18 protein-coding genes and 1 pseudogene are annotated in these 21,747 nt (G+C 44.8%); 8 read left to right on the top strand and 11 right to left on the bottom strand.

Annotated features, from left to right (window positions below):
• The first annotated feature begins 282 nt into the window (after positions 1–282).
• The gene (locus tag AK965_RS10300) at positions 283–1,842 is read left to right on the top strand and encodes a SulP family inorganic anion transporter (RefSeq protein ID WP_099079528.1); all 1,560 of its coding nucleotides are present in this window, start codon (positions 283–285) and stop codon (positions 1,840–1,842) included.
• A gap of 70 nt (positions 1,843–1,912) precedes the next feature.
• On the opposite strand, the gene AK965_RS10295 is transcribed toward AK965_RS10300, so the two are convergent.
• A complete protein-coding gene (locus AK965_RS10295) occupies positions 1,913–2,365 on the bottom strand; it encodes a low molecular weight protein-tyrosine-phosphatase (protein WP_099079527.1) in 453 nt (150 codons plus the stop codon).
• Positions 2,366–2,480: 115 nt separating this feature from the next.
• Between AK965_RS10295 and cobO the strand changes: the two genes are divergently transcribed.
• Entirely contained in the window at positions 2,481–3,086 is a 606-nt protein-coding gene (gene cobO / locus AK965_RS10290; RefSeq protein ID WP_099079526.1) for a cob(I)yrinic acid a,c-diamide adenosyltransferase, read from the top strand.
• A gap of 99 nt (positions 3,087–3,185) precedes the next feature.
• On the opposite strand, the gene AK965_RS10285 is transcribed toward cobO, so the two are convergent.
• From AK965_RS10285 to apbC, 3 genes are all read right to left on the bottom strand, one after another.
• Positions 3,186–5,273, bottom strand: coding sequence for an AsmA family protein (locus AK965_RS10285; RefSeq protein ID WP_099079525.1), 2,088 nt, complete (start codon positions 5,271–5,273; stop codon positions 3,186–3,188).
• Between the two features lie 183 nt (positions 5,274–5,456).
• Entirely contained in the window at positions 5,457–6,098 is a 642-nt protein-coding gene (udk, locus tag AK965_RS10280; RefSeq protein ID WP_099079524.1) for a uridine kinase, read from the bottom strand.
• A 181-nt stretch (positions 6,099–6,279) separates the two neighbouring features.
• Positions 6,280–7,356, bottom strand: a complete 1,077-nt coding sequence (gene apbC, locus AK965_RS10275) for an iron-sulfur cluster carrier protein ApbC (protein WP_099079523.1) — start codon at positions 7,354–7,356, stop codon at positions 6,280–6,282.
• Positions 7,357–7,546: 190 nt separating this feature from the next.
• On the opposite strand from apbC, the gene metG reads away from it, so the two are divergent.
• Together metG and AK965_RS10265 are read left to right on the top strand one after the other, a co-directional pair.
• Entirely contained in the window at positions 7,547–9,598 is a 2,052-nt protein-coding gene (gene metG, locus AK965_RS10270) for a methionine--tRNA ligase (RefSeq protein ID WP_099079522.1), read from the top strand.
• A 205-nt stretch (positions 9,599–9,803) separates the two neighbouring features.
• Complete coding sequence (locus AK965_RS10265) at positions 9,804–10,610, top strand: hypothetical protein (RefSeq protein ID WP_099079521.1); 807 nt, start codon at positions 9,804–9,806, stop codon at positions 10,608–10,610.
• Between the two features lie 62 nt (positions 10,611–10,672).
• Here the strand turns inward: AK965_RS10265 and fadR are convergent, their stop codons facing one another.
• Positions 10,673–11,512 (bottom strand): fatty acid metabolism transcriptional regulator FadR, encoded by an 840-nt coding sequence (fadR, locus tag AK965_RS10260; RefSeq protein ID WP_099079520.1) that lies wholly within the window; start codon positions 11,510–11,512, stop codon positions 10,673–10,675.
• 640 nt (positions 11,513–12,152) lie between these two features.
• On the opposite strand from fadR, the gene nhaB reads away from it, so the two are divergent.
• Both nhaB and dsbB read left to right on the top strand, forming a co-directional pair.
• Complete coding sequence (gene nhaB, locus AK965_RS10255; RefSeq protein WP_099079519.1) at positions 12,153–13,739, top strand: Na(+)/H(+) antiporter NhaB; 1,587 nt, start codon at positions 12,153–12,155, stop codon at positions 13,737–13,739.
• A gap of 84 nt (positions 13,740–13,823) precedes the next feature.
• On the top strand, positions 13,824–14,360 hold the full coding sequence (gene dsbB / locus AK965_RS10250; RefSeq protein ID WP_099079518.1) for a disulfide bond formation protein DsbB: 537 nt from the start codon (positions 13,824–13,826) through the stop codon (positions 14,358–14,360).
• Between the two features lie 78 nt (positions 14,361–14,438).
• Here dsbB and AK965_RS10245 read toward each other — a convergent pair whose 3' ends face one another.
• On the bottom strand, positions 14,439–15,047 hold the full coding sequence (locus tag AK965_RS10245; protein ID WP_099079517.1) for an SEC-C metal-binding domain-containing protein: 609 nt from the start codon (positions 15,045–15,047) through the stop codon (positions 14,439–14,441).
• A gap of 151 nt (positions 15,048–15,198) precedes the next feature.
• Here AK965_RS10245 and dusC point away from each other — a divergent pair, with 151 nt between their 5' ends.
• On the top strand, positions 15,199–16,167 hold the full coding sequence (gene dusC, locus AK965_RS10240) for a tRNA dihydrouridine(16) synthase DusC (RefSeq protein WP_099079516.1): 969 nt from the start codon (positions 15,199–15,201) through the stop codon (positions 16,165–16,167).
• A 52-nt stretch (positions 16,168–16,219) separates the two neighbouring features.
• On the opposite strand, the pseudogene AK965_RS10235 reads toward dusC, so the two are convergent.
• From AK965_RS10235 to yfbV, 5 genes and pseudogenes are all read right to left on the bottom strand, one after another.
• A pseudogene (locus AK965_RS10235) lies at positions 16,220–16,496 on the bottom strand (hypothetical protein); the annotation flags it as partial.
• 74 nt (positions 16,497–16,570) lie between these two features.
• Entirely contained in the window at positions 16,571–17,365 is a 795-nt protein-coding gene (locus tag AK965_RS10230) for an ABC transporter ATP-binding protein (protein WP_099079515.1), read from the bottom strand.
• The gene (locus AK965_RS10225) at positions 17,362–18,297 is read right to left on the bottom strand and encodes an ABC transporter permease (protein WP_099079514.1); all 936 of its coding nucleotides are present in this window, start codon (positions 18,295–18,297) and stop codon (positions 17,362–17,364) included. The genes AK965_RS10230 and AK965_RS10225 overlap by 4 nt, the downstream gene beginning before the upstream one ends.
• Before the next feature lie 55 nt (positions 18,298–18,352).
• Positions 18,353–19,318, bottom strand: coding sequence for an ABC transporter substrate-binding protein (locus tag AK965_RS10220; protein ID WP_099079513.1), 966 nt, complete (start codon positions 19,316–19,318; stop codon positions 18,353–18,355).
• A gap of 344 nt (positions 19,319–19,662) precedes the next feature.
• On the bottom strand, positions 19,663–20,115 hold the full coding sequence (gene yfbV / locus AK965_RS10215) for a terminus macrodomain insulation protein YfbV (RefSeq protein ID WP_099079512.1): 453 nt from the start codon (positions 20,113–20,115) through the stop codon (positions 19,663–19,665).
• 344 nt (positions 20,116–20,459) lie between these two features.
• Between yfbV and AK965_RS10210 the strand changes: the two genes are divergently transcribed.
• Positions 20,460–21,656, top strand: a complete 1,197-nt coding sequence (locus tag AK965_RS10210; RefSeq protein ID WP_099079511.1) for an acetate kinase — start codon at positions 20,460–20,462, stop codon at positions 21,654–21,656.
• Positions 21,657–21,747: the final 91 nt, after the last annotated feature.

Below are 21,747 nucleotides of genomic sequence, written 5' to 3'. Positions count from 1 at the left end.
CCATTTGGCAGCCTTTTTTGTGTAACGCAATGTTGAATATTATTGTTCACATTAATATCAATGACTGATCACATTTGTGGCTCATTCTCCTTATCATTCTTGAACTTAATCACACTTTTCGGTAGCATTCGCCGACTCAAGTTTTCGACACCATTCTGATGCAGCTCTTTTTCACTACAGTTTGAACTGATAGGCGTGAACATAACTTCACCTATTAGCGCTTATGCAAACACGAATATATGTCGGGAGATATTTCATTGCCAAAAGAGCCCTATATTACACATGTTCGAATTTCCTCAATTTTCTAAGCACTCAGTAAAAAACGATGTGCTATCAGGTTTAACCGTTGCGCTAGCATTGGTTCCTGAAGCCGTAGCATTTGCATTTGTTGCTGGTGTTGACCCTATGGTTGGTCTGTATGCTGCGTTCATCGTAGGCCTAATCACTTCTATCTTCGGTGGCCGTCCTGGTATGATTTCAGGCGCGACTGGTGCGATGGCCGTTGTTATGGTCTCACTGGTGGCGACTCATGGGGTTCAGTACCTATTCGCTGCCATCATGCTAGCCGGTATCCTGCAAATCGCAGCTGGTCTATTCAAGCTAGGCAAGTTCATTCGAATCGTTCCACATCCGGTAATGATTGGTTTCGTGAACGGCCTAGCAATTGTTATCTTCTTAGCTCAGCTTGGTCAATTTAAGGCACCTGATGTCAACGGTATGCTTACTTGGCTACCACAAGACCAAATGCTGCTTATGCTAGGTCTCGTTGCGCTAACAATGGCAATCATCCACTTCTTACCAAAGCTAACCACCGCAGTGCCTTCATCACTTGTTGCCATCGTAACCGTAACAGCACTTGTAGTGGGCTTAGATCTTGAAACACGTACGGTTGTAGATTTCCTACGCACAATGTCTGGTGATGAGGCTGCGACATTGGCTGGTTCTCTGCCGACTTTCTCAATTCCGGTAGTACCATTTACGCTGGAAACCATTCAAATCATCCTGCCCTACGCGATAATCCTTGCAGCCATCGGTCTGATCGAATCGCTACTGACGCTAACGGTACTTGATGAGATGACCAACACTCGTGGTCAATCTAACCGTGAATGTATCGGTCAAGGTATGGCAAACATGACCTGCTCGGTATTCGGTGCCATGGGTGGTTGTGCGATGATTGGCCAATCTATGATCAACGTAAACTCAGGTGGTCGTGGCCGTCTGTCTGGTATTGTTGCCGCAAGCGCACTACTGATCTTCATCCTGTTCGCATCATCACTTATTGAAATGATCCCGCTTGCAGCGCTTGTTGGTGTGATGTTCATGGTAGTAATCGGAACATTTGAATGGGCAACGTTTAAATTGGCGCGCCGTGTACCAAAGCAAGATTTCTTTGTTATCGTTCTCGTTACAGTAGTGACGGTTCTGACTGACCTTGCCGTAGCCGTAGCGGTTGGTGTCATTGCCTCTGCTCTAATGTTTGCATGGCAGCATGCTAAGCACATCTATGCGGATACCCGCCTAAACGAAGAAGGCTCAAAAGAGTACAAGATTCACGGCCCTATTTTCTTCGGCTCGGCAGCGAACTTCCTTGAGTTGTTCAATGCGCAAGATGATCCTAAAGATATCATTGTTGACTTCGCTGATTCACGCGTAACCGACCACTCTGCTATTGAAGCGATAGAAACGCTTGCAGAACGCTACGCAACGTTAGACAAAACACTTCACCTACGTCACCTAAGCCCTGACTGCCGTAAGCTTCTCGATAAAGCGGGTAGCTTGGTAGAAATTAATGTGAAAGAAGACCCAAGCTATAAAGTTGCCACCGACATCCTAGCTGGCTAACACACCAAAAGGGATGAGCTGAGCTCATCCCTTTTGTTCTTCAATTGTGTCGTGAAAACGACTCGCTGTTTTATATCAGCTTTTTTAGAATGGCGTCTGATGCCTCTTCAATAAGGTCCAATACCAGTTCGAAACCGTTCTCCCCCCCGTAGTATGGATCAGGGATTTCGTCGTAGCGAGAATCTCCATGACTCAGAAACAAAGACACTTTATGTCGATACTCATCCGGACAGAGATCCAATAAATCCGCTAAATTGGCTTTATCCGCCGCCAACACCATATCAAACGCGGAAAAGTCCCCAACAACCACCTTACGTGCTTTCATACCTTTGAATGAATAACCACGTAACTGACCTGCTTGCATGGCACGCGCATCCGGACGGCTTCCTACGTGATAACCAATGGTACCTGCAGATTCTACCTGTAGTGGCACTCCTAGCGCCTGTGCTTTCGATTTTAATACGGCCTCTCCCGTAGGTGAGCGACAAATGTTGCCCATACAAACAACGAGTACTTTCTTCATTTTATTCCCTGTATTCTCGATGGTTTTTCTTTACCTGCTGTTGAACTATCATAGCGAGATAATTTGCTTTACCCAAGTCAGCACACTGGCTTGTAGATAGAATTAAGGAAAGAGAATGTCTATCGAAGAGAACAAAGAGGCACGCCATAAGGCTCGCCAGCAAAAAGTAAAAGAACAAGTAGACGCAAAGATCGCCGCCGCTCAAGAAGAAAAGGGTTTATTACTCATCATTACTGGCAACGGTAAAGGTAAATCGACCTCCGGTTTTGGCACCATCGCTCGCGCACTTGGTCATGGCTTAAAATGTTCTGTTGCTCAGTTCATCAAGGGCACGTGGGATAATGGAGAGCGTAACCTGCTAGAAAACCTCGGCGTGGAATTCCAAGTCATGGCAACGGGTTTTACTTGGGAAACGCAAAATAAAACCGCCGATACAGAAGCCGCTCAACTTGTGTGGCAAGAATGTAAGCGCATGCTGAAAGACGAATCGATTGATGTGATTCTGTTTGATGAGCTGACGTATATGGTGAGCTATGGGTACATCGACTTAGAGGAAGTCGTTGAAGCACTGAATAACCGCCCGAAAATGCAATCAGTCGTGATCACCGGTCGTGCTGCTCATCGTTCATTGATTGAAATGGCAGACACCGTCTCGGAAGTGAAGAATGTAAAGCACGCCTTTGAATCCGGCGTAAAAGCGCTGAAAGGGGTGGATTGGTAATCTTCTCACTGAACCAAGCATCCCTAGGTTACTTGGGTATAAAAAAGGGTTGGTTCAGTGCCAACCCTTTGCTTTGTAAAAATAAAGCGAACTCTAAAATTAGTTAAACAAGTTCTTCAACAAACTGTCTACCGCTTCTTTCGTTTTCTCATCTTTAATTTTGTCCGTTAGCTTTTCAACGCCTCGGTCTATTTCTTTCTGTGCTTTCTGTTTCAGAACATCATCAAATACTAGCTTAAATTTTGGCTCCGCCCACTTGCCGGAAACATTGATTGGAATCGTAATATCTTTCAGCTCATCGATATTTTTTCCGCCCTGCCCTTCCAGTGAACCAACAATAGACGTACTGATAGTAAAATCGACCGTTTCATTGAGGTAGTTTGCACTGCCTTTACCACGCAAACGCAATAATGGGGATTGAGCTTGAAGATTATCCGTATAAACAACGCCTTTGTTTAATCTCATTGTTGCCGTCATTGCGCTAAAGTCAGTTTTCTTGACTTCATCTGTGCCTTCTAAGCTTTGGCCTTTAAATCGCGCATAGTTTTCACGAATCAATTGAGCGACATTGATGCCATTAACTGCACCGTCTGTAAAGTTAATCGCGACCGTACCCACTAGGTTCTTCTTCATGCCTGTTGGCGTTAAGCTCTTACCGCTAACGTTCACATCGATATTACCGGTCCCTTCCAACTTATCACTGTTAGCGACATCAATTAGCAGTGGCTGAACATGGACACCTTTAATCGACTGCTTCGCGCTATAAGTTGCTGGCGATTTACGAGCATCTAACTTCGCCGTTGCGGTGATTGTGCCCTGATAAAGTTTAGAGCTGAATGACGTTAGGTCAAACACACCACGATTGATGGAGAAGTCTGCTTTGACTGCTTCCATCTTCGCATTCGCGGCTTTGAACTTATCGATCTTGATATCACCTTTCACATCCAGTACTTTTAAAGCTGATAAGTCTGGCTCACCCTCTTGACCAACTGGCGCACTTTCGCCACCTGATGCTGACTTATCACTTGAAGGCGCTTGCTTATTCAAGCCCAAAAATTCATCTGCATCGATGTTAGGGCTGTGCAGTGCGAAACGAATTTTAGGGATATCACCTAATGTCACATCCGCTTTCCCGTCTAACACAATCGCATTTGCGGTGAGATTTTCCAGCACAAAACTCAAGTGACTCTTCGTTAAGTCGAACGATAGGTCAGAGGCCATATCCACTTTCATTGGTGATTGTGGAAGTGCAGCACCTTCAAAAGTCGATTTTAACGTCAGTTTGTTCAATTGAACCTTGCTGATCGCTTTATCAACAATCAGTTCACCACCGCCTTGCATGTCTAGCTTCATGCCGCCCGCGTCGCCTTTCAACGCATAGCTTAGGCGGTTTACTTTATCAAACTCAAACGTGTCTAAACCAATGGTCGCAGATTCAATTTTGTTTGCTTCGTCAGCGTAGGTTGCATCAAAGTTGATGTTTTTCAACGCGTAGCTTACAAGACCTTTTGCCAATTTAAAGTCCGCTTTGCCTTGCGCGGTGAACGTTTGATCGTTCATTTCACCTTTCACACCGAAGTCAGCTGTCGTCCAGTGATCAAAAGCAAACTGTGATAGGTTTAAGGAGATATCAGAAAGCTTGGTGTCGCTGCCGGTTTGCTGATCTTGGATTTCAACATAACCGTTAGAAATAGTCACTCCTGCAAGGTTGATCGTCCAATCAGAAGCTGAGCTTTGCGTACCTTCCGTTTGTACTGAAGTTGGCTCAGTAAATTGCTCAGCTTGTTGAGATTGTGCTTTGGTCAGCGCATCAATGTTCTTGCTACCATCTTTCAGCGTTTCAAGGTAGAACTCAGCACCATCTAATGTGACGTTGCCAATTTCGAGTTGCTTGCTAAGCAGAGGCATGACCGAGACATCAACACCGACCGTGTCAACTTTGAATAGATTTGGTTGACTAAAGCCTTGCGGGTTTCTCAGTTCAGTGCGACCCAGTTCGAAGCCAATCGATGGAAAGAACTGCCAACTGATGTCCCCTTCAATCACCAACTCTAAACCCGTTTGCTTCTGTACTTGTTCCACAATTAACGGCTTAAATTGATTCGGATTGACGAAGACGGTTAGCGCTAGCACCGCAGCTAAAATAACTACAACAGGTATGGCTATAACTAAGAGCAGTTTCTTCATGTGCTTTTTCCTTGCTCGTGAGTTTTTAAATTATATAGCTAAGCTCGCACTGATCATTTCACAACAGCATGAAAATTGTCCGGCTTTACTTTGCAACTGGCTAATTTAAAAACAAAAAAAAGAAGTGGCACTTAAAGTGCCACTTCTTTTCACAAAAATAAAGCAATATAGCCATCTAAAGGCTTAAGCTTTCAAAAGTCTTGCAATGTGAGCTTTCAAAACGTCAATCGCGATACGGTTTTTTCCACCACGAGGAACAATAATATCCGCGTATTGCTTAGAAGGTTCAATAAATTGCATGAACATCGGACGAACAGTCTGTTGGTATTGCTTAAGAACTGATTCCATTGTTCGACCACGCTCTTCAACATCACGTTTAACACGGCGAAGCAGACAGATATCCAAAGGCGTATCCATAAATACTGTCGCGTGCATTAGATCACGTAAACGTGGGTCCGTTAAAAGCAAAATACCTTCAAGAATGATGACCTTTTTAGGTGTCATTGCTGTGGTATTGCTTGTACGAGTATGCTCAGTGTAGCTGTACTCTGGTACTTCTACCGCTTCGCCACGTACCAATTTCTCTAAGTGTTCACAAAGTAGGTCGTGGTCTAACGCGCTCGGGTGGTCGTAGTTAGTCTTTACTCGATCTTCCATGCTTAGGTGGCTTTGGTCGTTGTAGTAGCAATCTTCCGTGATAACACCGATTTGATGATCGCCCACTTTCTCGCGAAGCTCATTGTAAATCGTGCTCGCGATCAGACTTTTTCCAGAAGCAGAAGCGCCAGCAATACCTACGATGACGCATTGATTATTATCAGACATTAGTTTGCACCCGATGATGATTTTCTAGTCACATAAATAGATAAACTGCCTGATTATAGGGAGTTCACCCCTTAGATACTAGCTGGAATTAGGGTTTAGTTATAAGTTTCTTTCTGCGTAGAGAATGAACCCTAAAGCAAACGTTGGCGTGTATGATTTTTAACCAAACCAGAGTATGCACTCAGTTCACCATTGTGAAACTGATTGTGTCTGATTTGGCTTTGCCTTGCCAATACATCGTGCCACAAACACGATCGGCGATCTGTTTGTAGTAACCTGCATGCTCACTATCTGGACGTCTCGCCACTGTTGGTATTCCGGCGTCGATATCTTCTCGCATGGCGATATGAAGTGGGATCTGTCCAAGTAACGCTAACCCAAATTCTTGCGATATTTTCTCTGCACCACCCGTACCAAAAATGTGCTCTACGGCACCACATTGGCTACAAATGTGATAGCTCATGTTCTCAACGACGCCCACCACTGGCACATTAACTTTATGGAACATCGCCGCCCCTTTACGAGCATCGGCGAGTGCTAGATCTTGTGGCGTTGTCACTAATACCGTGCCTGTCACCGGAATCTGTTGTGACAAGGTCAGTTGAATATCCCCTGTACCTGGTGGCATATCAATAACCAAATAATCCAAATCTGGCCATTCTGTTTCGGTTAATAATTGGGCCAACGCCTTTGATGCCATTGGACCACGCCAAATCGCCGCTTCGGATTTATCCACCAAATAGCCAATAGAATGAGTATAGATGCCATGGGCAAAAATGGGTTTCATCCACTTAGCATCACGAACTTCTGGCTTCGTATCTTCTTGTCCAAGCATCATCGGTACAGACGGCCCATAGATGTCTGCATCCAACAGACCGACTTTCGCGCCAGACTGCGCGATTGCAAGAGCGAGATTGACCGCCGTGGTTGATTTTCCTACTCCACCTTTCGCTGAGCTAACTGCGATGATGTTTTTCACTCCCTTAACTGCGTTTTCGACTTGAGTTTCCAGTGCTTTCACACCAAGTTCGATATGGAACGCAAACTCAGGAACCGTGCCTGACGCTTGCTGCTCCTTAATCCAATCACTGAGTACTGCTTGGAGTTCATTACTCGCAAATGGCAACGTAATTTGAATGCCACCTTGCGCTGGAATCGCGACAATGCCGTGAATATCTGCCCAGTTTTCCACCAACTGTGGATGCTGGAATTGGTTAAGCCAATGACAAAAATCTTGTTTTGAAGTGAACTGATGCATAAGGTCTCCTTATATACTCAAGTCACCTAAATGCGCTTGGGTACAGTGCCTCTAATCGTAGCACCCTGAAGCAAGATTCAGAACCCCAAAAAAACTAAGGCAATCCATGGTTTGATACCTTGGCGTTAGGAGGCTCATGGGGTAGTATTACTCTCTATTTTTTATACCTATCAAAAAGCGATTATTAAGTATGGCAAACGATCCAAGAAAACTGCTGGTAACTTGTGCCCTTCCGTACGCTAATGGTTCGATTCACTTAGGTCACATGCTTGAGCACATTCAAGCTGACATCTGGGTTCGCTACCAACGCCTACGTGGCAACACTGTAAACTTCATCTGTGCTGACGATGCTCACGGCACACCAATCATGCTAAAAGCACAACAGATGGGTATTACACCAGAAGAGATGATCGCTGCAGTTAGTGAAGAGCATCAAAAAGACTTCGCTGGCTTTGATATTAGCTTTGATAACTACCACAGCACACACTCAGATGAGAACCGTGAGCTAGCTTCTCACATCTATCTTGAGCTGAAGAAGAACGGCTTTATCTCTAGCCGTACAATTTCTCAGCTGTTCGATCCTGAGAAAGAAATGTTCCTACCAGACCGTTTCGTAAAAGGTACTTGTCCTAAGTGTAAGTCAGAAGACCAATACGGTGACAACTGTGATAACTGTGGTGAAACGTACAGCCCAACCGAACTGATCAACCCGAAATCAGCGGTTTCTGGCGCAACGCCAATCATGAAAGACTCTGAGCACTTCTTCTTCGACCTACCTCAGTTCGAAAGCATGCTAAAAGAGTGGACACGTTCTGGTTCTCTTCAATCTGAGACAGCGAACAAAATGCAAGAGTGGTTCGAGTCTGGTCTGCAGCAATGGGATATCTCACGTGATGCGCCTTACTTCGGTTTCGAGATCCCTGGCGAGAAGAACAAATTCTTCTACGTTTGGCTAGACGCACCCGTTGGCTACATGGCTTCGTTCAAGAACCTATGTGACAAAACTGAAGGTCTAGACTTCGAAGAGTACTGGAAGAAAGACAGCTCGACAGAGCTTTACCACTTCATCGGTAAAGACATCGTTTACTTCCACTCTCTATTCTGGCCTGCAATGTTAGAAGGCTCTGGCTTCCGTAAGCCAAACAACGTATTCGTACACGGTTACGTAACGGTAAACGGCGCGAAGATGTCTAAATCTAAAGGTACGTTTGTTAAAGCAAGCACTTACCTAGACCACCTAGATCCTGAATGTCTTCGTTACTACTATGCCGCTAAGCTAAATAGCCGTATCGACGACCTAGACCTAAATCTTGAGGACTTCACGCAACGTGTCAACGCCGATGTAGTGAACAAAATCGTTAACCTAGCGTCTCGTAACGCAGGCTTCATCTCTAAGCGTTTTGACGGCAAGCTCGCTGAAAACTTTGCAGAACCTGAGCTATACAACGAATTCGTTGCAGCAGCAGAGCGTATTGCAGAGCTTTACGAAACTCGCGAGTTTGGCCGTGCTATCCGTGAAATCACGGCACTCGCAGACAAAGCAAACCAATACGTTGACGAAAAAGCACCGTGGGTCGTAGCAAAAGAAGAAGGCAAAGATCAGGAACTGCAAGAAATCTGTTCTGTCGGTATTAACCTGTTCCGCGTTCTGATGACTTACCTGAAACCAGTGATGCCTGCATTAGCTGCGCGTACTGAAGCGTTCCTTAACGGAGAGCTAACTTGGGAAAGCATCGCTGCACCACTTACTGGTCACGAGATCACTAAGTTCAAGGCGCTGTTCAACCGTATCGATCCTAAGAACATCGAAGCTATGATCGAAGCATCGAAAGAAGATGCTGCAGCAGAAATGGCAGCAAAAGAGAAAGCTGAAGCCGCATCGAACGAAACCGAGCTAAGCAAAGACCCAATCGCTGACGAGATCGAATTCGATGATTTCGCAAAAGTGGATCTACGTATCGCTAAGATCGTGTCTTGCGAATCAGTGCCAAAAGCAGACAAACTGCTGAAATTCCAACTGGATATCGGTGGTGAAATGCGCCAAGTATTCTCTGGTATCAAAGCAGCGTACCAGCCTGAAGATCTTGTCGGTAAATACACTGTCGTAGTAGCAAACTTGAAACCACGCAAGATGAAATTCGGCATGTCTGAAGGCATGATCCTAGCTGCAGGCCCTGGCGGGAAAGACCTTTGGATTCTTGAACCACACGAAGGTGCTCAACCAGGCATGCGTGTAATGTAATTCGTTATTTACGCTTTCCAAAAAATCCCTGCCAAATATGGCGGGGATTTTTTTACGTTCACACTTTTGGGGAAACCCCGCACCAAATTTGTACGCTTAGCCCAAGGAAAATAACATAACCTACTGTTTTTTATGGCTTCTATTTCTGGCATTAAAGCTGCTCTTACTTAATTGCTAGGTCAAAAGCACTAACAAGGAGTTGGTTATGTTTGTTTTGATTTCTACTTTGATCTCCGTTGCTATTCTGGCGGGAATCTACCACTTAGCTAATAAGCGAGAAAAGCAGCAGGTTCGCAAGTACCGATTACTCATTCTATTACGGGATGTCACTTGTCTACTTCGTCGCCACCGAGCGGTGACCCACTACTCTTTCCAAGGTCAGCAAAATCATCACAATGAGATCGCTGCGATCAATCAAGAATTAAATAGCAAGCTGCATCAATTAATAGAGACTGCTCGTTTTGAAAATAAACCTATCTATCGAATGCTTCAGATAAAAATTGAGCAGTTGCTGAAACAATGGCAAGGATACTCGTTAGCTCGCAATCAATTAGAGCATGGAAAACTCATTCGCCACACCTTATTTTTGATGGATGAGGTCACTATAGCCTGGCTTGCTGTCTTGCAAAGAGATGACCTCTACGACGAATATCAGATGAATTGGCAAACGGTCATGGACAGTTTAGAGACGCTCACCCAGATGCGTATCAGCATTCAAGATATTCATACTCCAGGGGGCGCAATGAGAATAAAAAACGATGCGTCAATAATGGTCAGAAGGCTCAATCAGCTTGCAGTCATTAGTCCGTTAATCATCGGTTCACCTAAATCGACAAAATCCATACAAGTACTCACTGATCATCTGAACAGCGAAGAAGTATCACTCAATGAAGAAGCGTTATACGACATAACGTCCGAACTATCCTTGGTTATATTTAATGCTTACGAACAGATGCTTTCAGATATCATCGAAACCCTATATCTACCGTTACCCAAGCTGTCCTTAGCATAAACACGAAATAAAAAACCGCAGGCTTTCACACCTGCGGTTTCTGAAAACTAAATAAGAGAAACTTAACAGTCGTCTTCTGTAAAGTTGGTTGGCAGTTGCATTTTCATCTCATTCCAGATTTGCGCACTTTCCATTCCGTAGTGGCGAATGACGATTGGTAGCTGATCACGCTCACCGGTTTCGCACGTCTCCAGTAATTGACGATAAAACTTCAACGCGAGTTCACGAGATATCGGGTTTGAGAAGTAGTAACTACCGACACGATCGTACAGTTTTCTCAATCCATTAAAGATCAAACCGTAGATCTGGTTTCCAGAATGAAACGCTAAGCGTTGAAACAACATATAATCGTAGTAGTTAAACGTTTTAGCAATCAGAATTTCTTCGCGCTTTGCTTCGTCCTTTTCGTTGTCTTCTTTCACTGTTTGCAGAATTTTGTCTGCATAAGGTGAGCTCGCGATAAACGCTTCCCAAGACGAAGCATTAACCAAAGCTTCACAAGACTCGATAACGTTCTTAATGGTACGCTCTGAGCTCTCTTTGTTTGCTTTAAACGCATAGCGCATAAAAATAGGACTGATGTTAGTACGCGCAGCAAGTAGGTCCTCTACAATGTTGGTTGCGTTGTCGACATCCAAAGTCATCAGTGTATCCAAAATGTGCAGACCAGAGGTCTCCATAAATTGATTCACTTTTGTTGGTTTTCCGTGTTGGATTGTCAGCCATCCATCACGTGCTAGACGCTGTAATACTTCACGTAGAGTCGTACGTGTAACACCAATAAGTTCAGACAGCTCACGTTCAGCGGGTAAAATTGAGCCAGGAGGAAAACGGCCGTTCCAAATGCTCTCGATTATGTATTTTTCTGCGAATCCTGCAGGGCTCTTAGCCTTAATGACCATTCTATATTTATCCAGTATTGATTTCTAAGGGTCGATACGACTCATCATACCACTACTTAACGATTTGAGAAAATTAACGATCCATTAATGAAACGCTTTGCCAATATAGAGTTAATGCTCTATATATTAGTTCGAATTGAAATTCCGCCTATTTGGAACCAAGTTGGCAAAATCTATATTTTACCAACTCAACACAAGCTACAATCTCAAGAAAAATAGAGTTTACTCTGTCACATTTTAATACTCACCATTTGCAAAATAAAATTGTGTAAAACGATTAATATTATTTTTTAATTTATCATTTTTCGCAATTGGGTTGCGTTTGCAATTCAAAGTGCTTAATTCCCACCTTTTCATGGTATAGTAACGCCGTTTTGATCGCGTTATTACAATGAAAAACCAGTTTAGTCTGTTGCATTAAGGTTTGTTATTGACTAATAAGCGTCCGAGTGTAGAGTTGCGGTCAAAAATGAGCGGTGCTCAGGTTCAGGGGAAGTAACTTGGCAAGACTACAAAAATTCAATGAATTGTTGTTTTTCTAAGTTATTGTTTTAAAGGACTAACCAATAAGTCTAATAAACAGATGCTTGAGCACTATTTTTTAGTGTCTATTCATAATTTTGTTATAAAGAGAATTATCATGCCGATATCGCTCGGAAATGCCTTTATCAAGAATTTCCTTGGTAAAGCGCCTGATTGGTACAAAGTTGCCATTATCGCCTTTCTTATTGTTAACCCGATTGTTTTCTTCCTAATTGACCCATTTTTGGCGGGTTGGTTGCTTGTTGCTGAATTCATCTTCACACTGGCAATGGCGCTGAAATGTTATCCACTTCAGCCAGGTGGCCTGCTGGCGATTGAAGCCGTAGCAATTGGTATGACAAGTGCGGAGCAGGTAAAGCACGAGCTTGTTGCCAACATTGAAGTCTTACTATTGTTGGTATTCATGGTAGCCGGCATCTACTTCATGAAGAACCTCTTGCTATTTATCTTCACAAAAATTCTGCTTGGCATTCGTTCAAAAACTCTGCTTTCACTTGCATTCTGTTTTGCTGCTGCATTTTTGTCCGCCTTTTTAGATGCGTTGACAGTGATTGCCGTTGTGATCAGCGTAGCGGTAGGCTTTTATGCAATTTACCACAAGGTTGCTTCTGGTAACCCTATAGGCGATCACGACCACACTAAAGATGACACCATCACTGAACTGACTCGCGACGATTTAGAAAACTACCGTGCGTTTCTACGTTCATTGCTTATGCATGCGGGTGTAGGTACTGCTCTAGGTGGGGTAACCACCATGGTTGGTGAACCACAAAACTTGATCATCGCTAGCCAAGCAGGTTGGAACTTTGGTGAGTTCCTAATTCGAATGTCACCAGTAACACTGCCTGTATTCTTCTGTGGCCTACTTACTTGTGCTTTCGTTGAGAAACTTAATGTATTTGGTTACGGTGCAAAATTGCCTGATAACGTACGCAAGATCCTAATGGACTTTGACCTTGAAGAACGCACGACGCGTACTAACCAAGACGTCGCTAAACTGTGGGTACAAGGCATCATCGCTGTTTGGTTGATTACGGCATTAGCACTTCACCTGGCTGCCGTTGGGTTGATCGGTCTATCGGTTATCGTACTGGCGACAGCCTTTACTGGAATCATCGAAGAGCATTCAATGGGCAAAGCATTTGAAGAAGCTCTGCCATTTACCGCACTTCTTGCCGTATTCTTTGCTATCGTTGCAGTGATCATCGACCAGGAACTGTTTAAACCGGTTATCGATGCGGTACTTGCCGTAGAGGACAAAGGTACTCAGTTAGCGATGTTCTATGTGGCTAACGGCTTACTTTCAATGGTATCTGACAACGTATTCGTTGGTACGGTTTACATCAACGAAGTGAAAACGGCGCTAATTGAAGGTCAAATTACACGTAATCAGTTTGACTTGCTGGCAGTAGCAATCAATACAGGAACAAACCTACCATCGGTTGCAACGCCAAACGGTCAAGCGGCATTCCTATTCCTACTAACGTCAACGTTGGCTCCTCTGGTTCGTCTATCTTACGGACGCATGGTCATCATGGCGCTACCATATACGATCGTACTGGCACTCGTTGGCATGATGGGCATCATTTTCTTCCTTGAACCTGCCACTGCTTTCTTCTACGAAGCAGGTTGGATTATGCCGAGCACAGGTGATCTAACGCCCGCTTTGTCAGGCGGTCACTAAAATATAAGTTGATAAGGAAACTTATCCACGATAAAAAGCTCTGAGTAATCAGAGCTTTTTTCTATTTCAAACAGGAATAAAACCGTGACGATTTTTACAGCACTGAATCAGTTTTCAAAGAGACGCTTATCTTGGTTGCTCCTTCTTCTCGCTATCTTATTTTTCGAAGTCTGCGCCCTGTTTTTCCAACATGTGATGATGTTATCACCATGCGTGATGTGTATTTATGAGCGCGTGGCAATGATGGGAATTAGCGCAGCAGCGCTGATTGGTCTTATCGCACCTAACAATCCAATAATCCGTTGGTTGGGATTAGCGGCATGGGGAGCAAGCGCATACAAAGGCCTACAGCTAGCATTACAGCATGTGGACTATCAGTTTAACCCATCCCCGTTCGCGACTTGTGACCTGTTCGTAACTTTCCCAAGCTGGGCTCCTCTCAACCAATGGGTTCCTTGGATGTTTGAAGCCTACGGTGACTGTTCGAAGATCGTTTGGCAATTCTTAGGTCTTTCGATGCCTCAATGGTTAGTTGTGATCTTTGCTGGTAACTTGGTTGCTCTTGCGTTTATTTTGATTGCTCAGTTCTTTAGTAACAAACGTAAAAATCCAATTCAGTAAATCAGCCGTTGACGATAAAACGCCAACCAAAGAATAGCAAAAGCCGACCACTAGGTCGGCTTTTTATTTTGTATTCGGTCACTTACCGCAACACTGCTTGAACTTCTTGCCACTTTCGCAAGGACAAAGGTCGTTGCGACCGACCTCTTTAAATGGATTCAAGCTCTTTGATTTTTTGCCTACCATCAACTCATCGGCACCGAGTGCAACTTCATTAATCATCAAATCCAGCTGGTCAACCAAATCAGCTAGCGTTGGCGGTATTTCAATGCCTGCATCTCGCATCTGCTGTTGAGTCTGGTCTTCATCGATAGCCAGCATCATGGTCGTCAACAGCGCTTGCAGCATGCGTTGCAATCCATCATTAAGCTCGACGCCTTGCCACTGTTCTTCAATCATTGACCAAACCGACATAAAGCCTTCAGCAAAGTCTGCCAATTGGTCCGTACGGCTTTCCGTCAAAGCAAGAATCGAGTATTCATTGCATAAAATATAGTTATGCTGTTTGTGAATCTGCGCTTCCACCGCAGGCTGAATCGCTTTAAAACGGTCACCTAACAGTGGCTCTAACCAAGTTTCCGGAGTCAAAGGCTTCGTTGTCAGATTAGCAGCAAGTACTGCACCTTCCATAAACAGTGAAGATACCTCTAGTTGAACTTCTCTTTTCTCAATCAATGTGTATTGCATGACGTCTGGTTTCCCCTGAATTTGGCGGCATTATACCTCAGTCGATTTCAGATACCAGATTCTGAAGGCGTCACCTGTAGTTAATGACAAACTTAGTGGACATCGCTACAATCGCCCCCCTCTTTAATTATCAAACGGTATTAGGCAAGCTATGCGAGTTGTATTAGGCCCGATGGAAGGCGTTTTGGATCATTTGATGCGCCAAATCCTGACCGAAATAAACGACTATGACCTGTGTGTGACAGAATTTGTTCGAGTAGTTGACCAACTTCTGCCTGATCACGTATTTCATCGTTTATGCCCAGAACTCCTGCAAGGCTCGCAAACTTTACCAGGTGTTCCCGTGCATGTTCAACTGCTTGGTCAAGACCCGAACTGGATGGCAGAGAACGCCATCAAAGCAGCCGAACTTGGTGCTCGTGGTGTTGACCTGAACTTTGGTTGCCCAGCCCGCTTGGTAAATAAAAGCAAGGGGGGTGCTGCGCTATTGCAACATCCAGCACTCATTCATAACATCGTAAAAGCGTGCCGTGATGCGGTGCCAAGTGATATCCCAGTTACGGCTAAAATCCGCTTAGGTTGGGAAAATCCTGACGACTGTTTTGAGATTGTCGATGCCATTCAATCCGCTGGTGCGAATGAGCTAACTGTCCATGCTCGTACTAAGCAAGGTGGGTATAAAGCATCTGAAATCAAGTGGGAATACATTACGCAGATCCGCGAACGCTTCAGTATCCCACTGATTGCGAATGGCGAGATTTGGAGCTACGAAGATGGTCAACGCTGTATTGAAACCACAGGTGTCGATTCTTTGATGGTATGCCGTGGTGCATTCAACATTCCTAACCTTGGCAATATAGTGAAATACAACCACCAGCCAATGCCTTGGTCAGAAGTCGTTGATTTGCTGATTTACTACTCTCAGTTTGAAATGAAAGGCGACAAAGGCTTGTATTATCCGAATCGCGTAAAACAGTGGTTCTCTTACTTACGTCAAGCGTACCCAGAAGCCAATGAACTGTTCCGTGAAATTCGCATTTTCAACAAAGCCGCACCTATTGTAGAACACATCCAACATTACCGTGATCGTCTCCATGCTAGCGTAAACTGCACGGCGTAATTGAATACATAAAAAAGGGCGATTTAATCGCCCTTTTACTGAACAGTTTTACTTAGAAACAAATTTTATTCTTACCCGTCGTTTTGGCTTGATAAAGTTTTTTGTCCGCAATTTTGAACAGTTCATCAAAATGCTCAAGCTTGCTAGATGACTTAAAGGCAACACCACCAGAAACCGTAAAACCTAGCTCGATAACCTTTGTTGAACTCGATACAATCGATTGAGACAGCCAGAGCAATATTTTTCTTGGTTATTTTGTTGCGCCAGACGGTTTGCATTCCTCGTCGGTTAAGCAACCCTGTCATGGGATCTTTTGCCGATAAATCCTCCTTACGAAATTACCGTATCAGAACTTTTCTTAAGGAGGATCACTTGGTAGGTGTCGTTCGTGTTTTGACTCGGCCTAGTTTAACAACAGACTGTCGTCAGCGAGCTCTTCCCCTCGGACTTTAGAGAACATTTCCAACAAGTCCGAGACTTCCATATTGGCTCGTGACTCTCCCGCCACATCGAGCACAATTTCGCCTTGGTGGAGCATCACGGTTCGGTCTCCACATGCTAACGCGTCTTTCATCGAGTGCGTCACCATCATCACCGTCAGGTCGAACTCATTCACTATGCGCTTGGTTAGATCGATAACAAATGCTGCCATACGAGGATCGAGTGCCGCTGTGTGCTCATCAAGCAGTAAAAGTTTACTATCTGATAAGGTCGCCATGACTAGGCTTACCGCTTGTCGTTGACCACCAGAAAGTAAACCAATACTGTCGCCTAATCGATCTTCTAAACCAAGCCCAAGAATGCTAATTCGTTCTTGGAACACTTTGCGTCGTTTAGCCGACAATGCCATCCCCCAGCCACGATGTTTACCTCGCATATAAGCCAGCGCCATGTTCTCTTCGATGGATAAATCACCACAGGTTCCTGCAAGTGGGTCTTGAAAAACACGAGCGCATTGGGTGGCTCGTTGAAACACGGTTCTTCGCGTCACATCTTGACCATCAATGATCACCTGCCCGCCAATCATCGGCGTTTCACCTGTGACCGCGCCTAGCAAGGTAGATTTACCCGCACCATTTGAACCAATCACGGTCAAAAACTGATGCTCAGGCACTACCAATGATACGCCTTTTAATGCACGATTTTCCAAAATGGTGCCTGGATTGAAAGTCACTTGAATATTGTTAAGCTCGATCATAGTGCCTCCCCGGACTCGTTTTTAGATGCCGATTGTTTCGCATCCGACACTCGTTGTCTGGCTTTCATACTCTGTTTAAGTTTGGGGACAATCAACGCCACCGCAACCAACACAGCAGTCACTAGATTAAGGTCGGATGCTTGCAAGCCAAACATACCCGAACTCAACGCAAATGCGACAGCGAGTCGGTATAAGATCGAGCCGATAATTACGGCGCATACCGCAACCCAAATCTTTCTGCCAGGAATTAAAGTCTGCCCTAAAATAACCGCAGCAAGACCAACGACAATGGTGCCAACGCCGGAGGTCACATCAGCAAAACTGTTGGTTTGAGCAAACAAAGCACCAGCAAAACCAACAAAACCGTTGGATAGCGCCAAACCAAAGTAGGTATAAATGCCTGTACTCGCACCTTGCGCTGCCACCATTCGAGCGTTCACCCCGGTCGCTCTTAAACCCAAGCCGAAGTCGCTGTTTAGAAGACGTACAACAAACAGTGCGGAAAGTAAAATCAACACCCCCACGACCAGAGGTCGGATGTAGATAGGATCTCCTATAGCTTCAAATGGTGTTAGGATCGTCTCTTCGCCCAAAAGCGCCACGTTGGGTTTCCCCATGATGCGAATGTTGATGGAGAACGCCGCAATCATAGTAAGAATGGATGCCAGTAGATGTAAAATGCCACAACGGACGGCAAGGAAAGCCGTTACCCACCCTGTCATGCCACCAGCAATAATCGCCATACCGGTTGCAAGCCAAGGATTGATGCCCGCGATAATGGCCGTAGCCGCGACCGCAGCCCCCATAGGGAAACTGCCATCGACACTTAAGTCAGGGAAATCGAGAACACGAAACGTAAGGTAAACGCCCAAGGCAACCAAACCATAGATAAGGCCTATCTCGAGCGCACCAAAAAATGCAAATGCAGACATAACTGCTCCTTTCTGCACAAATTAGGTCGACATTATGCCGACCTAAAAACCACTCTTACTGCATGCTCGTCGCACGTTTCACTACAGAGCTTGGTAATGCAATACCAAGCTTGCTTGCCGCCTTTTCGTTTACCACTAAGTCAGACCCAGTCGCGACTTTAGCGTCTAACTTACCCGGGTCTTGCCCTTCTAAAATCGCCGCTACATAGTCAGCCGTCTGCACACCCACTTGATAATAATCAAAACCTAAACCTGCAATTGCACCTTTTTCAACGTACGACGTCGCACCACCAAATACAGGCTTCTTAGCTTGATTAGCGGCGACGATCATACCTTCAATCGCACTTGCTACTGTATTGTCTGTCGGCGCATAAATGACATCCGATTTTTCTGAAATAGCTTGCGTTGCAGATTGAACATCCGCACTTTTAAGCGCCGTTGCTTCTACCACTTGCAGTCCTTTTGCTTGAGCACTCTCTTTAAGCAACTGAACTAACGTTACAGCGTTTGCTTCACCAGGGTTATAAACAACACCAATCGTTTTAGCCGCTGGCAGAATTTCTTTAATTAAATCGACGTGTTGCGCGACAGGCGATAAATCAGACAAGCCCGTCACGTTTTTACCAGGCTGTTCCATGGATTGAATCAATTTTGCACCCACGGGATCCGTTACCGCTGTAAACACCACGGGAATGGAACGAGTCGCAGAGACCAAAGCCTGGGCTGATGGCGTCGCTATTCCTACCAACACATCAGGGTTTTCACCCACGTACTGGCGTGCGATTTGCACCGCAATAGCGGGGTTCCCTTGCGCAGTCTTATAATCAAACTCTAGGTTCTTGCCCTCTTCGTAGCCCTTGGCTTTCAAACCATCTAGTAGGCCTTGCCTTGCCGCATCGAGTGCTGGGTGCTCAACGATTTGAGAAACCGCAACCGTTGCCGTGCTAGCGAGAACAGTGGTAGGTAAAAAAGCAGTAGTAGCGGTTAATACGGCAGTAGCGAGTAAACGTTTAGTATTCATCATGACTCCTTGATGTGTCTTCATCCTTGCTGCCCGAGCGCCTTAAAAGTGCCGAAACACCCTCCAGAACCATAAGAGAACAGCTTGATTATTTGTGCATTTTTTGTGCATCTCTTTGTCATTATTACCGTGATTTTTTAGAAAAGAAAAGGCAGAGTTAACATCAAGGCAACATTTGTGATCGCGCAGTCGCTATTTTTTGCGCACAACGTATGAAGTAGAAGAGGAAAAGAAAAGTGTTGGAACGAGCAAGATAAGCCGTTAAAGCCAAATAGCTTGATAAAAAATGGAGTGGCTTAACACTCACTCCATTCTCACAAGGGTTACATTTAAAAATTGACGAATTAGAGCCAACGCTCCAATGCGCTTTTGTCTAACTGACGGAACGCGCGGTTCAAAATCACAGCCAGTTCTTTATATCTAGGTTTCGCTTTTGCAGGCTCCAGTGCGAAGCCAGTTTCAACGATCTTCTGATGCAACTCACGATACCAAGACGCTAATGTTGGTGGAAGCTTGGTATTAGAACGGCTTCCTAACCACCACATACCTTGTAGCGGCATACTGACCGCAAACAGTGCAACCACAATGGCTTGAGGTAGCGCATCGTAATTATTAAAAGCCATTTGAGTAAGTACGCTGATCGCCGCCACCGCTGGCATCACCTTAATACCAAAACGCGTAGCCTTGATAATGCGTTGTTCGGGAAAAATGGCGTTCAGCTCTTTGCGAACCGGCCAGATCTCCATGTAAATTTGACCATCTTTCAGGCTATGGAACAATCCGACTTTATTACTCATACCACTCTCTCACTAAAAAATAGTTGAACATATCAACTGAAGGCGCAAAAAATTGATGAAAGTTAATATTCTTTCAAAATATTTTTGTTATCATTGCCCATTATCGCTATCCTTTGCAGACCCTCAATCTCATTGTTGCCGTTATTTACAATTTAAGCAACTCCGAGATGACCTATCTGCACGGATCGCTGCTTAGTGATGAATGGGTTCATCACTATTTCTTTATATGGATTTAGAACAATTTTTGACCAGGAATAGTACGCAGCCTCGCTGCTATCGTCTATTCTTGTGATTAATTTTCATCCTTAACTGATTTTTATCAGACGAATAACAGGTAGTCATACATGTCTAAGCTAGTTTTAGTTTTAAACTGTGGTAGTTCTTCTCTTAAGTTCGCTATTGTTGATGCGGAAACAGGTGCAGAGCATCTAACCGGTCTTGCTGAGTGTCTTCACCTTCCAGAAGCTCGCATCAAATGGAAATTGGATGGCAAGCACGAAGCTCAACTAGGCGCAGGCGCAGCTCACGAAGAAGCTCTAGCGTTCATGGTTGAAACTATTCTTGCTTCTAAGCCAGAGCTTAAAGCTAACCTTGGCGCTATCGGTCATCGTATCGTACACGGTGGCGAGCACTTCACTCAATCAGCTCTTATCTGTGATGAAGTTCTTAAAGGTATCAAAGACGCTGCGACTTTCGCACCGCTTCACAACCCAGCTCACCTAATCGGTATCGAAGCTGCTAAGCACAACTTCCCAGAGCTTAAGAACGTTGCAGTATTTGACACGGCATTCCACCAAACAATGCCAGAAGAGTCTTACCTATACGCTCTTCCATACAACCTATACAAAGAGCACGGCATCCGTCGCTACGGCATGCACGGTACTTCACACCTATTCATCACTCGTGAAGTTGCTAACCTACTAGACAAGCCTGTTGAAGAAGTAAACATCATCAACTGTCACCTAGGTAATGGCGCTTCTGTATGTGCAATCAAGAACGGTAAATCTGTAGACACTTCTATGGGTCTAACTCCTCTTGAAGGCCTAGTAATGGGTACTCGTTGTGGCGATATCGACCCTGCTATCATCTTCCACCTGCACGACGCTCTAGGTTACTCTGTTGAGCAAATCAACAACATGCTAACTAAAGAGTCTGGTCTTGCTGGTCTAACTGAAGTGACTTCTGACTGTCGTTTCGTTGAAGACCACTACGGTGAGAAAGAAGAAGCAACGCGTGCAATGGATGTGTTCTGTCACCGTCTAGCTAAATACGTAGCAGGTTACACAGCTTCTATGGAAGGTCGTCTAGACGCAATCACTTTCACTGGCGGTATCGGTGAGAACTCTGGCCCTATCCGTGAAATGGTTCTTAACCGTCTAGCTATCTTCGGCATCGAAGTTGATGGTGAAGCTAACCTTAAAGCGCGTTTCGGTGGTGAAGGTACTATCACTACTGCAAACAGCCGTATCCCAGCAATGGTTATCTCTACTAACGAAGAGCTAGTTATCGCTGAAGACACTGCACGTCTAGCAGGTCTTTAATGATTAAACTGGCTAGCCGATCGGCTAGCCAGTTTTTCTTCCAAAGAATTCATTAGGGCTCAACTCCTATTCTCTGAACCTCATGGAATAA

The sequence above is a fragment of the Vibrio sp. PID17_43 genome (assembly GCF_002608565.1).
Classification (GTDB): Bacteria; Pseudomonadota; Gammaproteobacteria; order Enterobacterales; family Vibrionaceae; genus Vibrio.
Note: the sequence above shows the minus strand (reverse complement) of the source record. Positions and strands in the feature narration are given on the sequence as shown.